The sequence below is a fragment of the Amycolatopsis sp. NPDC049691 genome (genome assembly GCF_040675005.1).
In the GTDB taxonomy this organism is placed as follows: Bacteria; Actinomycetota; Actinomycetes; order Mycobacteriales; family Pseudonocardiaceae; genus Amycolatopsis.
Genome location: NZ_JBFANX010000003.1, coordinates 58,065 through 71,134 on the forward strand (window position 1 = coordinate 58,065; position 13,070 = coordinate 71,134).

Below are 13,070 nucleotides of genomic sequence, written 5' to 3' on the forward strand. Positions count from 1 at the left end.
CGGGTCAACCGGCCGGCGCCGCTCCCCACAGGCGCCACGTCTGGTTCAGCGGGCTGCCCTGGGTGACGGCCCGGCACGGCCACTGGATGAGCTGGGCGCGCACGGCGGTGGAGGCCTGGTTGACGTCGACGCACTTGCCGCTGTGCCGGGCGGCCAGCTGGTAGTCGTGGGCGTCGTTGCCGCTGTAGGTGACCTTCCGCAAGGTGAACTGCTGGTTCGCCGCGCCGGGACGGCAGGTTCCCTGCTGGACCGCCGCACCGTCGGCGGTCGAAGCGCCGGCCACCTCGAGGCACTTGCCCGACTGCTGGTTGACGACGGTGAACGCGCCGGAGACCGGGCGGAAGTTCCACAGCTGCTGGTCGCCGCCCTCACAGGGGTACTGCTGCTGCCGGTTGCCGTCGGCGGTGCTCAGATCCGTGTTGTCCAGGCACTGCTGGGAATGCTGGGCGACGGCGACCGACTGGAACCCGCCGTCCGACGGCGGGAGCAGCGTGATGGTGAACGTGTCGTCGGCGGATGCGTGCGGCACGCTGACGGTCACGGCGTTGCCGGACAGGGTCAGCACGGAGTTCTGGACGGTGACCGGGCCGGCGACCGCGCCGCCGCCGTTGTACGGGATCCGCTGGACGAGCACCCGGACCTGGTTGTTCTCGACGATTCCCGTGGTGGCGTCCAGGCGCCGCAGGGCGACCGCGACATTGCCGGTCGTGCCGCCGCCCCCGACCAGCACCTTCGCCGACCCGCTCGCCGCCGTGGCGAACGCGTCGTACGAACCGCTCGGTGTCGTGGCGGCGATCCGGCCGGTCTGCGAGCCGTAGAACCGGTAGACCCACCACTCCCCCTTGGGCTGGTGCTGCCCCGCGGCGTCGTGGACGAGCAGGTTGCCGAGGTCGTTGTGGAGGTTTCCCCCGCTCGCCCAGTTGGCGCGCAGCCCGTCGGCGCCGGCCCGCTCGAGCCGGGCGATGTACCACGAGCCGTCGCCCGGGTTCTGCTCGTTCGACGCGCCGTATTCGTTGATCTGGTACGGCCGCGGGTGCGGGATGCCGCGCGTGTCGAGGGATGCGTTGGCGGCGGCGACGTTCGCCACCGGATCGCCCGGCAGGGAGTGCCAGCTCACGATGTCCGGGACGACGTTCGAGGAACGCACGAAGTCCAGGTACTGCGTCCACCAGCCCGCCGCGGTCGACGGGACGCCGGCGAGGCTCGGGCCGACGATCGGCTGCTCCGGGAACGCCGCCCGGATCCGCTGGTACGCGCGTTGCCACATGGCGAAGTACTGGCTCTGCGGGCGGTTCCAGAAGAGCGTGATGTTGGGCTCGTTCCAGAGGTCCCACTCGACGGGGGCGCCGGTGGCCCGGACGTCGCCGATCAGCCGGGTGAGGAAGGCGTCGTAGTCGGTCCAGTCGCCGTTGTCACCCGGGAACCGGGAGATCGGGTAACCGTCCGCGCCCCACAGGTCGTGCACCAGCAGGACGAACTTGCCGCCGAGCGCGCGGGTGCGCAGCAGCTGGGCGCGGGTGGCGTTCCAGCGGCGGTCGTACTTGCCCGAGACCCAGCCGCCCGGGCTGTCCAGCTGCGCGCCGCCGGCGCGCATGGCCTGGAACTGCACGTCGCGGTAGAAGTGGTCGGCCGGGGCCGAGGCGTTTTCGGTCATGCCGTAGATCCAGCCGGACGCCCGGTGGGTCGGGGTGCCGCCACCGGCGGAGAAGTCGACGGCGATCGACTCGTCGGCGGCCCGGGCCGGCTCCGCGACGGCCACGGCGGACGAGACGGTGAGGGCGGCGGTGACGAGGAAGGCGGCAAAGCCACGGCGGGCGCGCTCGCGCGAGATGTCCACGTGCGACTCCTTCGGGCACGGACAACGAGGTCAGGTGCGACGTCGAACCGGTTCGACCAAGGAGTGAAGCTACGCCGTCAGAGATTCGCCAACAAGAGACCAAATGGCGTCGAACCGGTTCACTTCCGCGAGCGCCGAGCACCGGTACTGGACCGCAGCGTCACCGCCGGCTCCAGCAGGGCGTGCCGCGGCTCGGCGGACCGGTCGCCGATCTGCTCCAGCAGCAGGTCCACGGCCAGCCGGGCCATCTCCCCCGCCGGGACGTCCGCCGCGGTCAGCGGCGGGTGGAAGTCCTCGGCCAGCCGGTCGGCGAGCACGCCGGTGAGCGAGAAGTCCCGCGGGACGTCCAGGCCGGCCCGGTCGAGGGCCCGCTGCACCCCGGGCAGGGCGGCTTCGTTGATCGTCACCGCGGCGGTCACCTCGGGCCACCGAGCCCGGATCCGCTCGAAGCACTCCAGGCCGGCGGCCGGCTCGTCGGCGCAGCTCACGGTGTGCCCGGTGATCCCGCACTCCCCGGCCGCGCCGAGGAACCCGGCCGTGGCGCGCACCGCCGGGCCGTAGCCGGCGGCGACGAGGTGCTCGGAGCGGTTGATCAGCACGACGTGCTCGTGGCCGAGATCCGCGAGGTGACGCACGCAGCGCGCGATCAGCGTCGCGTAGTCGACGTCGACCCACCACGACGCGCCAGGGTGCTCGACGTGGCCGATCGCGACGAACGGGAGCCCGGCGCCGGTCAGCCGGTCGACCCGGGCGTCCTCGAGCAGGATCTCCATGAGGATCACGCCGTCGACCCGGCGCCCGGTCACGATCCGCTCGAACGACCGGTCGTGGTCACCGCCACTGGGCGAGAGCAGCACGTCGTGGTCGTGCGCCGCGGCCGCCTCGACGACGCTCGCGACGAAGCCCAGCTGCGCGTCGGTCAGGCGCGCGCTCGCCGGGGGGATCACCAGCCCGATGGTCCGGGTCTTCCCCTCGGCCAGCGCCCGCGCGCTGGCGTTGGGCCGGTAGCCCAGCTCGGCGATGACGTCGTTGATCCGCCGCACCGTCCGCGCCGACACCGGCCGCTTGCCGCTCAGCGCGTACGACACCGTGCTGCGGGACACCCCGGCCCGCTTGGCGATCTCGCCGATGTTCATGTCCGCTTCCCGTCCCCGGATCCGTCGGCGGCAACCGGTTCGACCATCTTGCCATCCCGGAACGCCGCCTCTTGCGGACGGGGCGAGCCGCGGTCTACGTTGTTGCGGCTCCCATCATCGAACCGGTTCGATGACTGTCGTCGCCGTGGCCGCCAGGAGGACCCCATGCCGTACCCCCCGCGCACCCGTCCGCTCCCGGCCGCGCTGGCGGCGGTCGCCCTCGCCGCGACGATGGCGGCCTGCTCGTCGTCCCCGGCCGGCGGCGGCACCGGGACGTTCTCGATCTGGGACCCGTACCCGCAGTTCACGGCCGGTTCCGCGTGGGCGAAGGTGATCGACGACTGCGCGGCGGGAGCCGGGGTGAAGATCGAGCGCCAGGCCTACGACACGACCGACCTCACCGGCAAGGTGCTGCTCGCCGCCCGGCAGCGCACCGCGCCGAGCGTGCTCGTGCTGGACAACCCGGTCGTGTCCACCATGGTCGAAGCGGGCGTGCTCAAGGCGAACGACGAGGTCGGGCTGGACGCTTCGCCGGCCGCACCGAACCTGGTGGCCGCCGGCACTGTGCAGGGCCGCACGTACGGCGTGCCGCTGGGCGCCAACACCCTCGCGCTGTACTACAACAAGGACGTCCTGGCCGCCGCGGGCGTCGACCCCGCCTCCGTCACGGACTGGGCGTCGCTCGAAACGTCGCTGGGCAAGGTGAAGGCAGCCGGGAAGAAGGGCATCACCTTCTCCGCGATCGGCACCGAGGAGGGCAGCTTCCAGTTCCTGCCGTGGTTCTGGGGCTCGGGGGCGGCGCTGACCGACCTGTCCGCTCCCCCGGCCGTCACGGCGCTGGCCCAGTGGAAGTCCTGGCTCGACCGCGGCTACGCCCCCAACTCGGTCATCGGCAACACGCAGACGACCAGCTGGCAGGAGTTCGCCACCGGCCAGTACGCCTTCGCCGAGAACGGCACCTGGCAGCTGGAGAACGCGAAGAAAGCCGGTTTCCCGTACGGCGTCATCCCGATCCCGGGCCGCACCGGCGGCACCGCGCCCGCGCCGACCGGCGGGGAGTTCGTCACCGTCCCCGCCCAGGACGACCCGGGCACCGAGCGCACGGCCGGCCGGATCGCGGCCTGCCTCACCTCCCCGGACAAGGTGCTGACCTCGGACACGGCGCTGACCTACGTCTCGGCGGTGCCGTCGGTCCAGCAGCAGCAGGTCGCCCGGAACCCGGAACTGGCGGTGTGGGTCGACGCGGTGAAGAACGCCAACGGCCGGACCGGGGACAACCTCGGCACGCGGTACCCCCGCATCTCGCAGCCGCTGTGGAACGCGGTCCAGGCCGCCCTCACCGGCTCGAAGACGCCGGAGGCCGCGCTCAAGGACGCCCAAACCGCGGCCGCGGCGGCGAAGTAGCCACGCAGTGCCACACGACAATCGGCCCCACGACAAGCGGCGACTCGACAAGAAGCGGCTCGCCGGCTGGGCGTTCCTCGTCCCGCTGGCGGCCTACCTGCTCGCCTGCTACGGCTATCCGCTGTACACCACCGTCGACCTGAGCCTGCGCGACTACACCGTCCGGACCTTCGTCCGCGGCGGGGCGCCCTTCACCGGGTTCGCCAACTACGCCACCGTGTTCGGCGACCCGCGGTTCAGCACCGCCTTGGTGAACACGCTCGTCTTCACGGCCGCGTCCCTGGTCTTCCAGTACGCGATCGGCCTGGCGATGGCGGTGTTCTTCACCCGCCGCTTCCGGTTGTCGGCGACGCTGCGGGCGCTGTTCCTCGTGCCGTGGCTGCTGCCGCTGATCGTGTCGGGGTCCACCTGGGCCTGGCTGCTCAACAGCGAGTCGGGACTGGTCAACGCGGTCCTCCACGGCCTCGGCATCGCCCGGGTCGACTGGCTGACCTCGCCGTCCTGGTCGCTGGTGTCGGTCACCATCGCCAACATCTGGATCGGCATCCCGTTCAACCTCGTCGTGCTCCACAGTGGACTGCGGAACATCCCCGCCGAGGTGCACGAAGCGTCCGCTTTGGACGGCGCGACCCGCTGGCAGACGTTCCGCCACGTCACGTTCCCCGTCCTGCGGCCCGTGTCGGCGATCACCCTGCTGCTCGGCCTGGTCTACACGCTGAAGGTGTTCGACATCATCTGGATCATGACCAGGGGCGGCCCCAGTGGCTCGTCGAGCACGCTCGCCACCTGGTCCTACGAGCTGGGGTTCGGCTCCATGCTGCCGGAGTTCGGCCCCGGCGCGGCCGTCGCCAACGTGCTGATCCTGCTCGCGTTCGCGGCCGGGCTGGTCTACGTCCGCCTGCAGCGTCACCAGGAACGCGCGTGAAGCGCCCCGCGTGGCCGACCGCGCTCGGCGTCCTGCTCACCGCGGCGATGCTCTTCCCGGTCTACTGGATGGTCGCCGTCTCGCTCACCCCGCCCGGCGACCTGAGGAAGTCACCACCGGAGTTGTTCCCGGCCTCGCCCACCTTCGCCGGCTACGAGCGCGTCCTGCGGGAACAGCTGCCCTACTTCGGCACCAGCCTGCTCGTCGCGCTGGGCACCGTCGCGCTCACCCTGGTCATCGCCGCCCCGGCGGCGTACGCGCTGGCGAAGCTCCGGCCGCCGGGCCGGCGCGTGCTCGGCTTCGTCCTGCTGGTGGCGCAGATGATCCCGGGCATCATCATGGCCCTGGGTTTCTACGGCAGCTACGTCAAGCTCGGCCTGACCGACACCGTGGGCGGCCTGATCGTCGCCGACTCCACCGTCGCGGTGCCGTTCGCCGTGCTGATCCTGGCCTCCTTCATGGCTTCCGTGCCCGACGAACTGCTGCAGGCGGCCCGGATCGACGGCGCCGGGGCGTGGCGCACGTTCGTGTCGGTCGTGCTGCCCGCCAGCCGCAACGGCGTCGTCACCGCCGCGCTGTTCTCGTTCCTGTGGGCCTGGTCGGACTTCGTGTTCGCCGCGACCCTCGACGCCGGGGGCCGGCTGCGCCCGCTCACCCTGGGCATCTACCACTACATCGGCAACAACAACCAGGAGTGGAACGCGATCATGGCCACCGCCGTGGTCGCGTCCGTTCCCGCCACCGTGCTGCTCGTGCTCGCCCAGCGCTACGTCGCGGCCGGTGTCACCGCCGGCGCCGTCAAGGACTGAAGGGACCACCCTGTGACCGCCGAGTTCTCCGTCGGGGAGATCCCGTTCAGCCGCGCCGGATCCTGGCTCGGCCTGTCCCCGGTGCTCGGTGCGACGCGGCGCGCCGACGACGTGCACGTGGTGTCCCACCGGCACGGCCTGCACCCCGTGCTGGCGCTCGTGCCCGAACGGGACGGCCACCGCGCCGCCACCGACGTCTCGGCCGACCCCGCCGTGCTCACGTGGAGCTCGCCCGAGGGCCGGATCACCGCGGCGTTCGCCGACGCCGGGACGCTCCGGATCGCCGGCACCGGCCTGGGCATGAGCATCATCGCCGCGGAGCCGGACCTCACGCCGTTCACCGGCCCGTACTTCTTCGCCGACCCGTCCGGAGCGGCCGTGTTCACCTTCTACGAGACCGGAAACCGCCTCCGCGTGACCCTCCTTTCCGGACAGTGGACGCACACCGGCGAGCAGGAACTCGGCACGGCCCGGCGCGGCGTCACCGTGGGCGCCGACGGCGGCCCGTGGGAGGTCGCGCTGGAGGAAACCACCACCGGCGCGGCACCGTATACGTCCACTGTGGACTTCCGGCGGGCCGCCGCCTCGGCGCACGGCGACTTCACCGCCTTCGCCGACGCCGTCGCCCCCTGGCGGAACCACTCGACCCCCGCGGCCGACCTCGCTTGCTACGTGCTGTGGTCAGCCACGGTCGCGCCCGCCGGGTTCCTCGCCCGCCCGGCCGTGCTCATGTCGAAGCACTGGATGAACAAGGTGTGGAGCTGGGACCACTGCTTCACCGCGCTGGCGCTGGCCCCCGGGGCGCCGGAGCTGGCGTGGAACCAGTACCAGCTGCCCTTCGACCACCAAGACGGCCTGGGCGCGCTGCCGGACTCGGTCACCCACGCCGAGGTGCTCCGCAACTTCGTCAAGCCGCCGATCCACGGCTGGGCCCTCGCGCACTTGCGCAGCCGGCTTCCGGGCGGCGTTCCCGATCCCGCCCTGGCCTACCGGCAGCTCGCGGCCTGGACGTCGTTCTGGCTCGACCACCGCCGCGCCCCCGGGCAGCGGCTGCCGTACTACGAACACGGCAACGACAGCGGCTGGGACAACGCCACGGTGTTCGCGAGCGAACGCCTCCTCGTCACCGCGGACCTCGCGGCCTTCCTCGTCCTGCAGCTGAAGGAACTGGCCGCGCTGGCCCCCGACGCCGGGGACACCACCACGGACTGGGGGCAACGCGCCGACACCTTGCTGGCCGCGTTGCTCGCCGAGCTCTGGGACGGCTCGTCCTTCCGCAGCCGCAGCGTCCGCACGGGGACGTCCCAGCGCGGCTCGAGCCTGCTCGACCTCATGCCGATCGTGCTGGGCGAGCACCTGCCACGCGACGTCTTCGAGCGGCTGTGCGCCCGCGTGGCCGAGCACCTCACGCCGGTCGGGCTGGCCACGGAGCTGCCGACCTCGCCGCACTACGAACCCGACGGGTACTGGCGCGGCCCGGTCTGGGCCCCGGTCACGGTCCTCGTCGAAGACGGCCTCCGCCGAGGAGGCGCCACCGACCTCGCCGACGAAGTGAGCAGCCGGTTCCGGAGGACGTGCGAGGACCACGGCTTCGCCGAGAACTTCGACGCGCTCACCGGAGCCGGCCTGCGCGACCGCGCGTACACCTGGACTGCCGGCGCGTACCTCCTGTTGAGCGAAGCAGCTCAGCACCGCCACGGCGCGACGACCGGGGCGGCGGCTCAGCCGAGCCGATCCAGCACGAAGGTGTGCTCGACGAGGTCGAACGGCCCGTCCGGCCCCTCCCGCAGATCGCGCCGGTAGAGCAGCGACCGCTTGGTGCCGAACACCGGGTCCTGCGCGAGGTACGGGTCGTCGTCGCGGAACAGCATCGTCGTCACGGTCGAGAAGCCCGGTGCCGCGATCCGGACGTGGATGTGCCCGGGCCGCATCACCGGCCGGCCGGTCGCGCGCATCAGCTCGCCGACGGGTCCGTCGTCCGGGATCGGGTACGGGGCCGGTGCGATGCTACGGATCTCGACCGTCCCGTCCCGGCCCGTGCGGAACAGCCCGCGCATCGCGGCCGCGTCGAGGCCGGGCACGTCGGAGTCGTAGTGCCCGTGGCTGTCGGCGTGCCACACGTCGAATTCGGCTCCGGCCACCGGAGCGCCGGCGGCGTCGACCACGGTGGCACGGAACAGCAGTGGCGTGCCGGGCAGGCCGTTGGAGATGTCGGCGCCGTCGGGGAATTCCGGTCGCGCTTCCCGGTAGAAGGGGCCCTGGACGCTGTTCTCCGTCGCGTGGGTGCTGCGCCGGTGGTTGACCGCGTCGACGAGCGTGGTCACCCCGAGCACGTCGGAAAGCAGGATGAACTCCTGCCGGGTGTCGTCGGACTTCCGGCCGGTCCGGGTCAGGAAGCCGATCGCGTGCGCCCATTCGGCCTCGGTGAGGTCCACGTCCCGGACGAAGTCGTGCAGGTGCCGCACCAGAGCGGACAGCACCGTGCGGACGCGCGGGTCGGGCGTGTCCGCCATGGTCCGCAGCACCGCTTCGGTGATGCTCTTTTCGTCCGGGTCGAGCATGGTCCGCCTCCTCGCGTTCGTGCCGGAACGGTAGCCGGGCCGCCGTTAGCCGCGGCGAAATCCGGTGTTAGCGCGGATTCACCCGGTGGCACCGGGGTTTCCTCACCCCGTCGCGCGGCACCGTCGGCACCGGCGCACCGGAAGGCGCCGACGATCGGAAAGGAGCGACCTGTGCTGCGAACCGGTAAGGAATACCTGGACGCACTGGACGACGGCCGGGTGGTGTGGGTGGGGGACGAAAAGGTCGGCAACGTGGCCACCCACCCGAAAACGCGGGACTACGCGCAGCGCCTCGCGGACTTCTACGACCTGCACCACCGGGACGACCTGCGCGAGGTCATGACGTTCGTCGACGACGACGGCGAGCGCCGGTCGATGACGTGGTTCCGCCACACGACGAAGGACGAGCTGAAGCGCAAGCGGCGTTATCTGGAGACGGTGATCCGCGAGCTCGACGGCGGCGCCGTGCCGCGGACCCCGGACGTCAACAACTACGTGCTGCTCACCTACCAGGACGACCCCGTGCCGTGGAGCGAGCAGTCGCAGGGCACCGGCGGCCGGGACCTGACGGTGGGCATCCGCGAGTTCTGGGACCTGATGGTCGAGGGCGACCTCAACGCCGCGCCGGCGTTCGTCGACCCGCAGACGGACCGGTCCCGTGAGTCGGCGCAGGCCGAGTCGCCGGCGCTGCGGATCGTGGAAACCCGCGAGGACGGCATCGTCGTGCGCGGCGTCAAGGCCATCGCGACGGGTGCGGCGTTCGCCGACTACATCCACATCGGCGTGTTCTTCCGTCCGGGTATCCCCGGCGATCAGGTGATCTTCGGCGCGGTCCGCACGAACACCCCCGGGGTCACGCTGGTCTGCCGGGAAAGCACCGTGAAGGAAGGGCAGTACGAAGAGCACCCGCTGGCCGCCAAGGGCGACGAGCTGGACACCACGATCCTCTTCGACGACGTCTTCATCCCGTGGAACCGGGTCTTCCACATCGGCAACCCGAAGCACGCGTCGCTCTACCCGCAGCGGGTGTTCGACTGGCTGCACTACCAGGCGCTGGTGCGCCAGACGATCCGCGCCGAGGTGATGGTCGGCCTGGCCCTGCTGATCACCGAGCACGTGGGCACCTACCAGCTGCCCCCGGTCCAGGCCCGGCTGGCGCAGCTCGTCGGCTTCCACCAGACGCTGCGCGCCCACGTGCTCGCCTGCGAGGAAGACGGCTTCACCACCCCCGGCGGCCTGTACAAGCCGAGTGTGCTGCTGTTCGACTTCGGCCGCGCCTACTACCTGGAAAACGTGCCGCGGATGGTCACCGAACTGATCGACCTGGCCGGGCGCTCGTCGCTGATCTTCCCCACCGAGCAGCAGTGGAACCAGCCGGAACTGCGCCGGTGGCTCGAACCGTTGCAGACGGGCCCGATCGGACGGCCGCACGACCGGCTCAAGATCAGCCGCGTGATCCGGGACCTGTACCTCTCGGACTGGGGCGACCGGATCAGCGTGTTCGAGAACTTCAACGGAACCCCGTTGCTGGCGGTGCGGATGCTGACGATGAACCGCGCGGAGATGGCACCGGCGGGCCCGCTGACCGAGCTCGCGCGGAAGATCGCCGGAATCGGGCCGGCCACCCCGAAGGACGACGGGAAGACGGACTACGCCGGTCAGGCCGCTTACGCGCGCCAGCAGGACGCGCGGGCCCATTGACCCCGAGAATCGCGGCTCGGGACGGCCGGTGCCCCATCGCCCGGCCGTTTCGAGCCGTCACCACGTCATCGGCCGGGGAGCGCTCCCCGGCTGACGGCGTCGGCGCGATCGTGCGCGCCCAGCTTGCGGAACACCGACCGGACGTGGGTTTTCACGGTGTTGTGGGAGACGTGCAGTTCGGCGGCGATCTCGCGCAGGGTCAGCGGCCCGGCCAGGGCGCGGAGCACGGCCCGTTCCCGGTCGGACAGCACAGCCGGGCGGAGATCGGGAATCCCTTGTCCCTCGAACAGGCCGGCGAGCACCGGGCCGGACCGCACGCCGCTGAGCGCGGCCCGCGCCCGGGCGCGGGCCTTCCCCCGCTCGCGAGCGTCCCCGGGCGAGGCGGACTGCGCGTCGAGCAGCGCCGCGAACGCCTCCGCGTGCGGCAGGAGGGGTACCGGAGCCGAAATCCCGCCGCGGTCCGCGCTCGCCAGGCACGCCATCGCGACGACGGGCGCCACGCACCGCGTCGGATCGGGCTCGTACCGGGCAACCGCTTGCGCCGCCGACGCCAGTGCCGCCGTGGCGTCGCCGACGAGCAGCAATCCGGCCGTGCGGGCGTCCAGGGCCCGCACGGCGACATCCCGGTAGCCGAGCTCGTCCGCGTCGCGAGCCGTCACGCCCAGCCGGTCGACGACCTCGGCCGCCCGCCCTTCCCACACCTCGGCGGTGTCCAGCGCGGCGGCGGCCATGAGCAGCCACCAGGACCGGGCGTCCTCCGGCCGGTGGCCGGCGATCACCCGCGCGGCTTCGCCCTGCGCGCCGGCCAGGTCGCCGCGGTGCAGGGCCAGCCACGCCCGCACCGCCGTCGCGGGAGCACCGGCGGCACCGGCGAGCCGGGCCGCCGCCCGAGCGGGGTGCCCGCAGGCCAGCTCGGCGGCCGCGGCCGCCGCGCGTCCCCCGACCGGCACCGTGTCGAGCCGGGCCAGCAAGGTCCGCGGGTGCGCCGACGGCCACGTTTCGAGCGCGATCCGGACCGCGACGTCGGACAGCCCGGCCAGGCGGGCGTGCTCGTAGGCGGCGTCCGGATCGCCTTCCCGTCGCAGGCGTTCCGCCGCGCGGGCGTGCAGGGCCGCGACGGCCTCGGGGTGTTCGGCCGCCAACACCGACCCCAGCACGGCCCGCAGCACCGGGTGGCACCGCAGCCCCGCTCCGGTCCGCCGCACCAAAAGCGAGGACGCGGCCAACGCGGCCAGCGTCTCCCCCACCGCCGGCAGCGCCGTCACTTCCGCGCACCGCTCGGGGGTCAGCTCGGCCAGGACGCTGCTGTGGAGCAGCAGCCGGCGTTGGCGTGAAGTGACGCGTTCGAGCACCTCGGCGCGGAAGAACTCCGCCACCGCCGGAACGGGGTACGGCAGGGGCGCGCCGGGCGGCCGGCTGCGCAGGGCCATGCCGGCCAGCCGCAGACCGGCCGCCCAGCCCGCGTACCCGCGCCACAGAGCGGCCGCCTCCGCCTCGTCGACCGGCCGCCCGGCCGTGGCCGACAGCAGGTGCCGGGTCTCCGCCAGGTCGAACCGCAGGTCGTCCTCGGTGAACTCGGCGAGCCGGCCGGCCGCGCGCAGGGCGGCGACCGGCCCGCTCGGCGGGCGCGCCGTCGCCAGCACCACCCGGACCGCGTCGGGCGCCCGGCGGACGAACTCGTCCAACGCGGCCCTGGTCACCGGGTGCTCGACGACGTCCAGCCCGTCGAACACGAGGACCAGCGGCCCGGCCGGAGCCAGCGCGTTGAGCAGCTCGGGGATGATCTCGGTGAGCAGCGCCTGCTCGTCGTCGAGCAGGGCCGCCGGTGGCGCCGGAACGCCGGCGCAGGAGGGCCGCAGTGCTTCGAGCACCGCGGACCACACCCCCGCCGGGGTGTCGTCGTGCCGGCTCAGGCTCACCCACGCGCACTTCCTGGCGGCGACCCACTGCGCCAGCAGCACGGTCTTCCCGGCGCCTCGCGGCGCGGCCACCAGGACCACCGGTTCGCCTGCCGCGTCCAGCCGCGCCAGCAGCCGCGTGCGGCGCACGTCGTCCGGGTGCGGAGCGGGTGGCCGCAGCCGGGTCCGGACGACGACGGCCGGACGCGTCCGGGGTGCGGTCACATCGCCGACGCGAAGTGCCAGCCACCGGCGGCCGCCGGGTCGTGGAGGGCGCCGAACGCGCTGGCGAAGTACACCAGCGGGGTCGTGCCCGGCACGTGGTCACACCTCAGCACGTCGCCGACCACGATGGTGTGGTCACCGCCGGGCAAGGTGTCCGCGACGGCGCAGACGAAGTGCGCGATCGCGTCGGCCAGCACCGGGACGTCGCTGTCGGGCCGCAGCTCGACGCCGGCGAACTTGTCCTTCCGGCGCGTCGCGAAGTGCTTCGCCAGGTGTTCGTGGTCTTCGCCGAGGACGTTGACGGCGAAGTGCCCCGACCGGCGGATCGCCTGGCAGGTCGGGAGGTTCGACCCGATGCAGACCAGCAGCTGCAGCGGGTCCATCGACAGCGAGGCGACCGCGCTCGCGGTCATCCCGGCGGGCCCGTCCGCGGTGCGCGTGGTGATCACGGCGACCCCGGTGCTGAACCGGGAAATGGCCTGGCGGAACCGGAAGACCCCGTCGTCGGTGACGGGCCCGGCGAGCTGCTTGGCGCTGTCCATTGCTACCTCCGTGGGAGCACGCGGGTGACGTT

Annotated in this window: 10 protein-coding genes; 5 read left to right on the forward strand and 5 right to left on the reverse strand. The window is 72.6% G+C overall.

Features of this window, described 5'->3' with window-relative positions; all coding sequences use genetic code 11:
• Positions 1 to 4: 4 nt before the first annotated feature.
• Together AB0J40_RS07380 and AB0J40_RS07385 are read right to left on the reverse strand one after the other, a co-directional pair.
• Entirely contained in the window at positions 5 to 1,837 is a 1,833-nt protein-coding gene (locus AB0J40_RS07380) for an RICIN domain-containing protein (RefSeq protein ID WP_364448879.1), read from the reverse strand.
• 119 nt (positions 1,838 to 1,956) lie between these two features.
• Entirely contained in the window at positions 1,957 to 2,994 is a 1,038-nt protein-coding gene (locus tag AB0J40_RS07385) for a LacI family DNA-binding transcriptional regulator (RefSeq protein ID WP_364450038.1), read from the reverse strand.
• Positions 2,995 to 3,138: 144 nt separating this feature from the next.
• Here AB0J40_RS07385 and AB0J40_RS07390 point away from each other — a divergent pair, with 144 nt between their 5' ends.
• The 4 genes from AB0J40_RS07390 to AB0J40_RS07405 are packed head-to-tail and all read left to right on the forward strand — an operon-like array spanning position 3,139 to position 7,914.
• A complete protein-coding gene (locus tag AB0J40_RS07390) occupies positions 3,139 to 4,377 on the forward strand; it encodes an extracellular solute-binding protein (protein ID WP_364448882.1) in 1,239 nt (412 codons plus the stop codon).
• Between the two features lie 7 nt (positions 4,378 to 4,384).
• On the forward strand, positions 4,385 to 5,302 hold the full coding sequence (locus AB0J40_RS07395; RefSeq protein ID WP_364448884.1) for a sugar ABC transporter permease: 918 nt from the start codon (positions 4,385 to 4,387) through the stop codon (positions 5,300 to 5,302).
• Between the two features lie 47 nt (positions 5,303 to 5,349).
• On the forward strand, positions 5,350 to 6,111 hold the full coding sequence (locus AB0J40_RS07400) for a carbohydrate ABC transporter permease (protein WP_364450041.1): 762 nt from the start codon (positions 5,350 to 5,352) through the stop codon (positions 6,109 to 6,111).
• A gap of 12 nt (positions 6,112 to 6,123) precedes the next feature.
• Positions 6,124 to 7,914, forward strand: a complete 1,791-nt coding sequence (locus AB0J40_RS07405; RefSeq protein WP_364448887.1) for a trehalase family glycosidase — start codon at positions 6,124 to 6,126, stop codon at positions 7,912 to 7,914.
• On the opposite strand, the gene AB0J40_RS07410 is transcribed toward AB0J40_RS07405, so the two are convergent.
• Positions 7,833 to 8,672, reverse strand: a complete 840-nt coding sequence (locus AB0J40_RS07410; protein ID WP_364448889.1) for a dioxygenase — start codon at positions 8,670 to 8,672, stop codon at positions 7,833 to 7,835. The two genes, AB0J40_RS07405 and AB0J40_RS07410, sit on opposite strands and share 82 nt — an antisense overlap.
• Before the next feature lie 171 nt (positions 8,673 to 8,843).
• Between AB0J40_RS07410 and AB0J40_RS07415 the strand changes: the two genes are divergently transcribed.
• Positions 8,844 to 10,373, forward strand: a complete 1,530-nt coding sequence (locus AB0J40_RS07415) for a 4-hydroxyphenylacetate 3-hydroxylase N-terminal domain-containing protein (RefSeq protein ID WP_364448891.1) — start codon at positions 8,844 to 8,846, stop codon at positions 10,371 to 10,373.
• Positions 10,374 to 10,438: 65 nt separating this feature from the next.
• Here AB0J40_RS07415 and AB0J40_RS07420 read toward each other — a convergent pair whose 3' ends face one another.
• Both AB0J40_RS07420 and AB0J40_RS07425 read right to left on the reverse strand, forming a co-directional pair.
• Entirely contained in the window at positions 10,439 to 12,496 is a 2,058-nt protein-coding gene (locus AB0J40_RS07420; protein ID WP_364448894.1) for a LuxR C-terminal-related transcriptional regulator, read from the reverse strand.
• Complete coding sequence (locus AB0J40_RS07425) at positions 12,493 to 13,038, reverse strand: flavin reductase family protein (protein WP_364448896.1); 546 nt, start codon at positions 13,036 to 13,038, stop codon at positions 12,493 to 12,495. The genes AB0J40_RS07420 and AB0J40_RS07425 overlap by 4 nt, the downstream gene beginning before the upstream one ends.
• Between the last annotated feature and the right edge of the window lie 32 nt (positions 13,039 to 13,070).

Coding starts and splice junctions, on each gene's coding strand:
- AB0J40_RS07410 (WP_364448889.1), bottom strand. CDS start 8,672: ATGCTCGACCCGGACGAAAAGAGCATCACCGAAGCGGTGCTGCGGACC.
- AB0J40_RS07390 (WP_364448882.1), top strand. CDS start 3,139: ATGCCGTACCCCCCGCGCACCCGTCCGCTCCCGGCCGCGCTGGCGGCG.
- AB0J40_RS07425 (WP_364448896.1), bottom strand. CDS start 13,038: ATGGACAGCGCCAAGCAGCTCGCCGGGCCCGTCACCGACGACGGGGTC.
- AB0J40_RS07400 (WP_364450041.1), top strand. CDS start 5,350: ATGCTCTTCCCGGTCTACTGGATGGTCGCCGTCTCGCTCACCCCGCCC.